A 6,234-nucleotide genomic window follows, 5' to 3' on the forward strand; every position below is an offset into this window, starting at 1 on the left:
ACCAAAAAGGGGCATTCGAGATGTTGAAATCTTTGTCCGTCGCGGCGGTCATCGCCACCCTGGCCGTCACGGCACCGGCGCAGGCGAAGCAGGGCGACGTCCTCGTCCGGCTGCGCGGCATCGTGGTGGCGCCGACCGGAACGTCCGACGGCATCGCGCCGAGCTTCCCGACCGGCCGGGTAAAAGTAGGGACGGCGGTGATGCCCGAAGTCGACATCACCTATATGGCAAGCGACCATATCGGCTTCGAGCTGATCGCGGCGACCACCCGCCACGGCATTGAGGGCGCAGGCGCGATCGGCAGCGTGCGCGACCTTGGCCGCACCTGGGCACTGCCGCCGACGCTGACCGCGCAGTATCACTTCCTGCCCGAAAGCAAGGTGCGGCCCTATATCGGGGCGGGGATCAACTACACGATCTTCTACGCGACGAAGGCGGGCAGCGACCTGGTCGCGGCGGTCGGGCCGACCCGGATCAAGCTCAAGGACAGCGTCGGCTATGCCTTGCAGGCCGGTGTCGACATTGATCTGAACAAGCGCTTCTTCGCCAATGTCGACGTCAAATATGTCGACATGGATCCAAGGGTGCGGCTGGACACCGGCGGCCTGATCAATACCACGCGCGTGCATATCGATCCGATCGTTGTCGGCGTCGGCATCGGCGCGCGCTTTTGAAGCCACCTTCCCCCGGCGGGGCGGCCGAACGGTCACCCCGCCTTCTCTTCGTCACCCATGGACGAGCAGCACCGGCACCGGCCCTTGTTTGAGGAAGGTCGCGGTCGCGCCGCCGAACAAGGCCTCACGAAGCCGCGAATGGCCATAACCGCCCATCACCAGATAGTCCGGGCCGAGCTTTAGCGTTTCCGCGATCAGTGCCTCACCGATCGGCCGGCCGCCGGCCGTTTGCGGCACGATGGTGCTCCTCACGCCGTGCCTGGACAGATACATGGCCGCAGCGTCGCTTTTCACGGCACTTCGTTCGCCGTCCAGTTCGAGCAGCGTTACGCGCTCGGCCCGCGCCAGCAGCGGCACTGCAACCCTGAGCGCAGCCTCGCACGCCGAGGATCCGTTCCACGCGACAACCGCGTGACCGTGATAGTCGACCCGGCTTATCGACGGCGGCACCGCCAGAACTGTCCGGTCAAGGTCCACCAACAACGCGCCGATGATCCGGCCGAACTCCTGCCCTAAGGGATCGTCCAGCGCCGTGTTCAGCACCACCACGTCAGCCATGCGCGCCGCCCGCTCGATGGCGACGCCTAGATCGCCGACCGCATCCGACCAGCTCCAGGCCACGTCTTCGGTCTCCAGCCGCGCGGTGATCGCAGCGCGATTCTCGTCCTGACGGCTACGCTCTTCGCCGGCCAGGACGGCATAGCCGCCCATCTCGATCAATCCGGCGTCGACGAACGGCGTCACCGTCGCCTCGACGCAGATCAGATGGCCTCCGATCGTGCGGACCAGGTCAAGCGCCGCCTGCAGGCGCGCCTCTTGCCCGGCGTCGGCATGAGCCACGAACAGCACGTTCTTCATCGCGCGATCCTCCGATATGTGTGGATGATCGCTACGCTAGGCCGCGGCCGATCCGCCCTCCATCGGGAATGCTACGGAGTCAGATCGCCTGGCTGAACCGCGCCTCCGGCCCGCGATGCCGATCGAACAGCACGGCCGCCAGCCGGGCGTAAGGCTGGCCCGAGGGGGTCACGCTCACCTCATCGCCGTCGCGCGTGACGATACCGGCGTCGCACAGTTCGTCCCAGGCGTGGCGCGGCGGCCGGATGGCGGCCGTCAGGCGGCCGAGATTGAACCGCCCGGTGCAGAGAAGCTGCTCGATCACCCGGGCGCGCAACCGGTCCTCGGCATCACGGCGCACGCCGCGCACGCCGGCATCGATGCCGTTCGCCGCCAGCATCCGATAGCGGCCGACATGTTTCTCGTTCTGCACGATCAGGCCATCGAACTGGCTGATCGCCGAGGCGCCGAGGCCGATGAGCGTCGGCGACGGATCGTCGGTGAAGCCCTGGAAGTTGCGGCGCAGCTGCCCCGTCCGGGCGGCGATCGCCAGACTGTCGTCGGGGCGCGCGAAATGATCGAAACCGATCGCCTGCATCCCCCATTCGAGCAACAGGTCGTGCGCCAGCGCCCGTTGCCAGAAGCGCGCTTCTGGCTCGGGCAAAGTCGACGCGTCGATCCGGCGCTGGCGGGGCAGGAGCTTGGGCATATGGGCGTAGCCGAACATTGCGACGCGATCGGGCGCCAGCGTTCGCGCCGCGGCGAGGGTCGCCGCGATGTCGTCGAGCGACTGGCCGGGCAGGCCGTACATCAAATCGAGGTTGATCCGATCGATCCCGGCATTGCGCGCGAGGGCGATCGTCTTGGCCACGGTCGCGAACGGCTGGATCCGGCCGATGGCTCCCTGGATGATAGGCGCGAAGGTCTGCGCGCCGACGCTCAGCCGGCCGACCCCCATGGCATTCAGAGCGCTAGCATGACCGGCGGTGAAACTGCGCGGATCAATCTCGGCCGCCCATTCGGCGTCGGGCGAAAGATCGAAATGGGCACGGAGCGCGCCGGCGACCGTCAGCATCTGCGCCGGCGACAACGCGTTGGGGCTGCCGCCTCCGAAATGCACCGCCTGCACCCGGCCGGCGCAGCGCCGGCCGACATGGGCGATCTCCGCCACCAGCGCCTCGACATAATATGTCAGCCGCTCGACCCGACCGACTGCGCCGGTGTTGCAGCCGCAATACCAGCAGATGCTGTGGCAATAGGGGATGTGGAGATAGAGCGAGATCGGATCGCCCGGCGCGATCGCGGCGATCGCATCGGCCTGATCGCGCCCGCCAATGCCGTCGGTGAATTCGGCCGCAGTGGGGTAGCTGGTGTAGCGCGGGACCGGGCGAGCGGCGAAGTGCGGCAGGTAACGGTGCATCTTGTGTTTCTCCCGCGGGGCTAGGCCGGCTTCCTTGGTCACTTGATTCCGATGGGAGGATGCGGGGGATTCGCCAGCCCGTCTCTAGGGAGATTCCCGGAGTCCGGGCGGGCCGGCGGTCAATCAAGCATGGTGCTGTCCTCGGACGGATCAGTGTGAAACTCGTGCCAGATGCCGTTGAGCACCGCGACGCCGACCGCGAGCCCGAGGCCGAGAATCCAGGCGAAATACCACATGCGGTGAACTCCCTGTTCGATCAGTAAAAATCGGGGTTGAGGCGGACTTCCTCGGCTGTCACCCGGCCGAACATCACGCGGTAGGCCCAAGCAGTGTAGGCGAGCACGATCGGCAAGAAGACGAGCGTGACCAGCAGCATGATGAACAGCGTCAGGTGGCTCGACGATGCGGTCCACACGGTCAGGCTCGACGCGGGATCAATGGCGCTTGGCAGGATGAAGGGGAACATCGACAGACCGACCGTCGCGATGATGCCGACATTGGCTGCGCTCGATCCGGCGAACACCAGCGCGTCGCGACGCCCCCGGATGCCCACGAGCGCCAGCAGCGGCCCGAACAGGCCGAGCACCGGCGCTAGCACCATCCACGGATATCGGCTGTAATTGTCGAGCCAGGCACCTGCCGCGGCTACAGCCTTCAAATAGTGCGGGTTCGACGGGCCATTCGGATCGGCCGCGCCGTCGATGCGGAAACCCATGCCGGTGAAGGCGACCATCAGCCCGCCGAGGACGAACAGCGCGATCGCCGCCACCGCCGCGATCTGGCCCAAGCGCCGCGCACGATCGAGCACCACGCCCCCGGCCTTCAGCGCCAGCCAGCCTGCCCCGTGCAGCGCCAACATCGCCACCGACAACAGCCCGGTGAGCAGGGTGAACGGCGTGAACAGCCCGAGCAGGCTGCCTTCGTAGAACGGCCGCAGGTCGCTATCGAGACGGAAGGGCGCGCCGAGCAACACGTTGCCGACCGCGACGCCGAACACCAGCGCCGGCACGAACCCACCGACGAACAAAGCCCAGTCCCAGCGCGCACGCCAGGCGGGATCATCGCGCTTCGAACGATATTTGAACGCCACCGGCCGCAGGATCAGCGCCGACAGGACCAGGAACATCGCCAGATAGAAGCCCGAGAAGCTGACCGAATACACGAAGGGCCAGGCGGCGAAGATCGCGCCGCCGCCCAGGATGAACCACACCTGGTTGCCCTCCCATGTCGCGCCGACGCTGTTGATCACCATCCGCCGCTCCTCGTCGGTGCGGGCGATGAACGGCAGCAGCGCCATGGTGCCCAGATCGAAGCCGTCGGTCAGCGCGAACCCGATCAGCAGCACGCCGAGCAGGGCCCACCAGATCAAGCGCAGCGTTTCATAGTCGAGGGGAAGCGACATGGTCGGTCTCCGCAGGTAGGGACGTCATTCGGCCGGGACGGCGTGGTGAGGGCTCGGTTCGGGGCGATAGGGCACCGGATCGTGGCGCGGCCGCCAGGGCGTATAGGTTTCCGGGCCCTTCCGGATGGTGGCGAGCAGCAGCCGCACCTCGATCACCGCCAGCACGCCGTAGAGCAAGGTGAAGCCGATGATCGTCGTCCAGATTTGCGCGACCGTCAGGCTGGAAACCCCGAGGAAAGTCGGCAGCACGCCGTCGACCGCCCAGGGCTGGCGACCGATCTCGGCCACCGCCCAGCCGACCTCAGCGGCTATCCAGGGCAGCGGGATCATCCACAGCGCCAGCCGCAGGAACCACTTGCGCCCGAACTGGCGGGCATTGGCGTAGTAGAGCGCCACCCCGAAGAACGCGATCAGCGCAAAGCCCATGCCGGCCATGCCGCGGAACAGCCAGAACAGTGCCGGCACGTTGGGAACGGTCGACCAGGCGGCCTTGTCGATCGTTGCGGCATCGGCGGTGCGCGGATCGGCGACCCAGCGTTTCAGCAGCAGCGCATAGCCGAGATCGCCCTTGGCGCGCTCATAGGCTTCGCGCGCCGCCACGTCGGTGCGATCGGCCTTGAGCCGCTCGACCGCGTCATAGGCGGTCAGGCCGTTCTCGATCCGCACGCGCGCCTTGGCGACCAGCGGATAGATGCCTTCGATCTGTCCGGTCAGGCTGCGCGTGCCGATCAGACCCAGGACATAAGGGATCTTCACCTCATAGAGCGTCTCACGGCCCTCGTTCGACGGCAGGCCGAACACCGCGATGCCCGCCGGCGCCGGCTCGGTGTGCCACTCGGCCTCGATCGCGGCGAGCTTCATCCGCTGGTTGTCGGTCAGGGTGTAGCCGCTCTCGTCGCCGAGCACGACGACCGACAGGGCCGAGGCCATGCCGAACGCCGCGGCGACCGCGAAGCTGCGCTTCGCCAGCTCGAGATGGCGACCCTTCAACAGGTACCAGGCCGACACGCCGAGCACGAACACGCTGGCGGTGACATAGCCCGCGCTCACCGTGTGAACGAACTTCGCCTGGGCGACGGGATTGAACACCACCGCCATGAAGTCGGTGACTTCCATCCGCATCGTATCGGGGTTGAACGTGGCACCGGCCGGGTGCTGCATCCAGCCATTGGCGACGAGGATCCACACCGCCGACAGGTTCGTGCCCAGCGCGACCATGAAGGTGGTAAGCAGGTGCATCCGCTTGCTGAGGCGATCCCAGCCGAAGAACATCATGCCGACGAACGTCGCTTCGAGGAAAAACGCCATCAGCCCTTCGATCGCGAGCGGCGCGCCGAAGATGTCGCCGACATAGTGCGAATAATAGGACCAGTTGGTGCCGAACTGGAATTCCATCGTCAGCCCGGTGGCGACGCCGAGGACGAAGTTGATGCCGAACAGCTTGCCCCAGAAGCGCGTGATGTCGCGCCAGATCGGCCGATCGGTCATCACATAGACCGTCTCCATGATGACGAGCATGAAGGAGAGGCCGAGCGTCAGCGGCACGAGCAGGAAATGATACATCGCCGTCAGGGCGAATTGCAGTCTGGACAGCTCGACGACCGCCATGTCCATGATGATGGTCCCTCCGCTCGACGGCCCCACGCCGCGATACCGCCGCTGCCCTAGGTCCCAGCGCAATCGGGGCCTATCCGGGATTTCCCATAGTCGCCGCCTGCCTTAGACGCGGGCTCAGGATGCGAGGACCTAACGCAAGCGGTGCCCTGTGGCTGATCGACCTGGCGGGCGCGACGTTGTTCGCGTGGGGCATCGCCAGCGGAATCGCCGCGCTGGCGGCGGGATCGGCGGTGCCGGCCGATGCGCTGGTGGCGCTGATCGGCGGCGGGCTGATGCGCGGCGCG

The 6,234-nt window shown here is 66.7% G+C and carries 6 protein-coding genes; 1 reads left to right on the forward strand and 5 read right to left on the reverse strand.

The window, feature by feature from the left end; translation table 11 throughout:
* Nucleotides 1-20 precede the first annotated feature (20 nt).
* On the forward strand, nt 21-674 hold the full coding sequence (locus AX676_RS02775; protein ID WP_066481339.1) for an OmpW/AlkL family protein: 654 nt from the start codon (nt 21-23) through the stop codon (nt 672-674).
* Nucleotides 675-725: 51 nt separating this feature from the next.
* On the opposite strand, the gene AX676_RS02780 is transcribed toward AX676_RS02775, so the two are convergent.
* The 5 genes from AX676_RS02780 to AX676_RS02795 form a co-directional block, all read right to left on the reverse strand.
* A complete protein-coding gene (locus AX676_RS02780) occupies nt 726-1,532 on the reverse strand; it encodes a universal stress protein (protein ID WP_066481341.1) in 807 nt (268 codons plus the stop codon).
* A 79-nt stretch (nt 1,533-1,611) separates the two neighbouring features.
* On the reverse strand, nt 1,612-2,931 hold the full coding sequence (hemN, locus tag AX676_RS02785) for an oxygen-independent coproporphyrinogen III oxidase (RefSeq protein WP_066481344.1): 1,320 nt from the start codon (nt 2,929-2,931) through the stop codon (nt 1,612-1,614).
* Between the two features lie 119 nt (nt 2,932-3,050).
* The gene (gene cydX / locus AX676_RS17000) at nt 3,051-3,167 is read right to left on the reverse strand and encodes a cytochrome bd-I oxidase subunit CydX (protein WP_082731238.1); all 117 of its coding nucleotides are present in this window, start codon (nt 3,165-3,167) and stop codon (nt 3,051-3,053) included.
* A gap of 20 nt (nt 3,168-3,187) precedes the next feature.
* A complete protein-coding gene (cydB, locus tag AX676_RS02790) occupies nt 3,188-4,333 on the reverse strand; it encodes a cytochrome d ubiquinol oxidase subunit II (RefSeq protein WP_066481347.1) in 1,146 nt (381 codons plus the stop codon).
* 24 nt (nt 4,334-4,357) lie between these two features.
* Nucleotides 4,358-5,947, reverse strand: coding sequence for a cytochrome ubiquinol oxidase subunit I (locus tag AX676_RS02795; protein ID WP_066481350.1), 1,590 nt, complete (start codon nt 5,945-5,947; stop codon nt 4,358-4,360).
* Between the last annotated feature and the right edge of the window lie 287 nt (nt 5,948-6,234).

Origin of the sequence: Sphingomonas sp. CCH21-G11, from assembly GCF_001555965.1 — a bacterium.
GTDB lineage: Bacteria > Pseudomonadota > Alphaproteobacteria > Sphingomonadales > Sphingomonadaceae > Sphingomonas.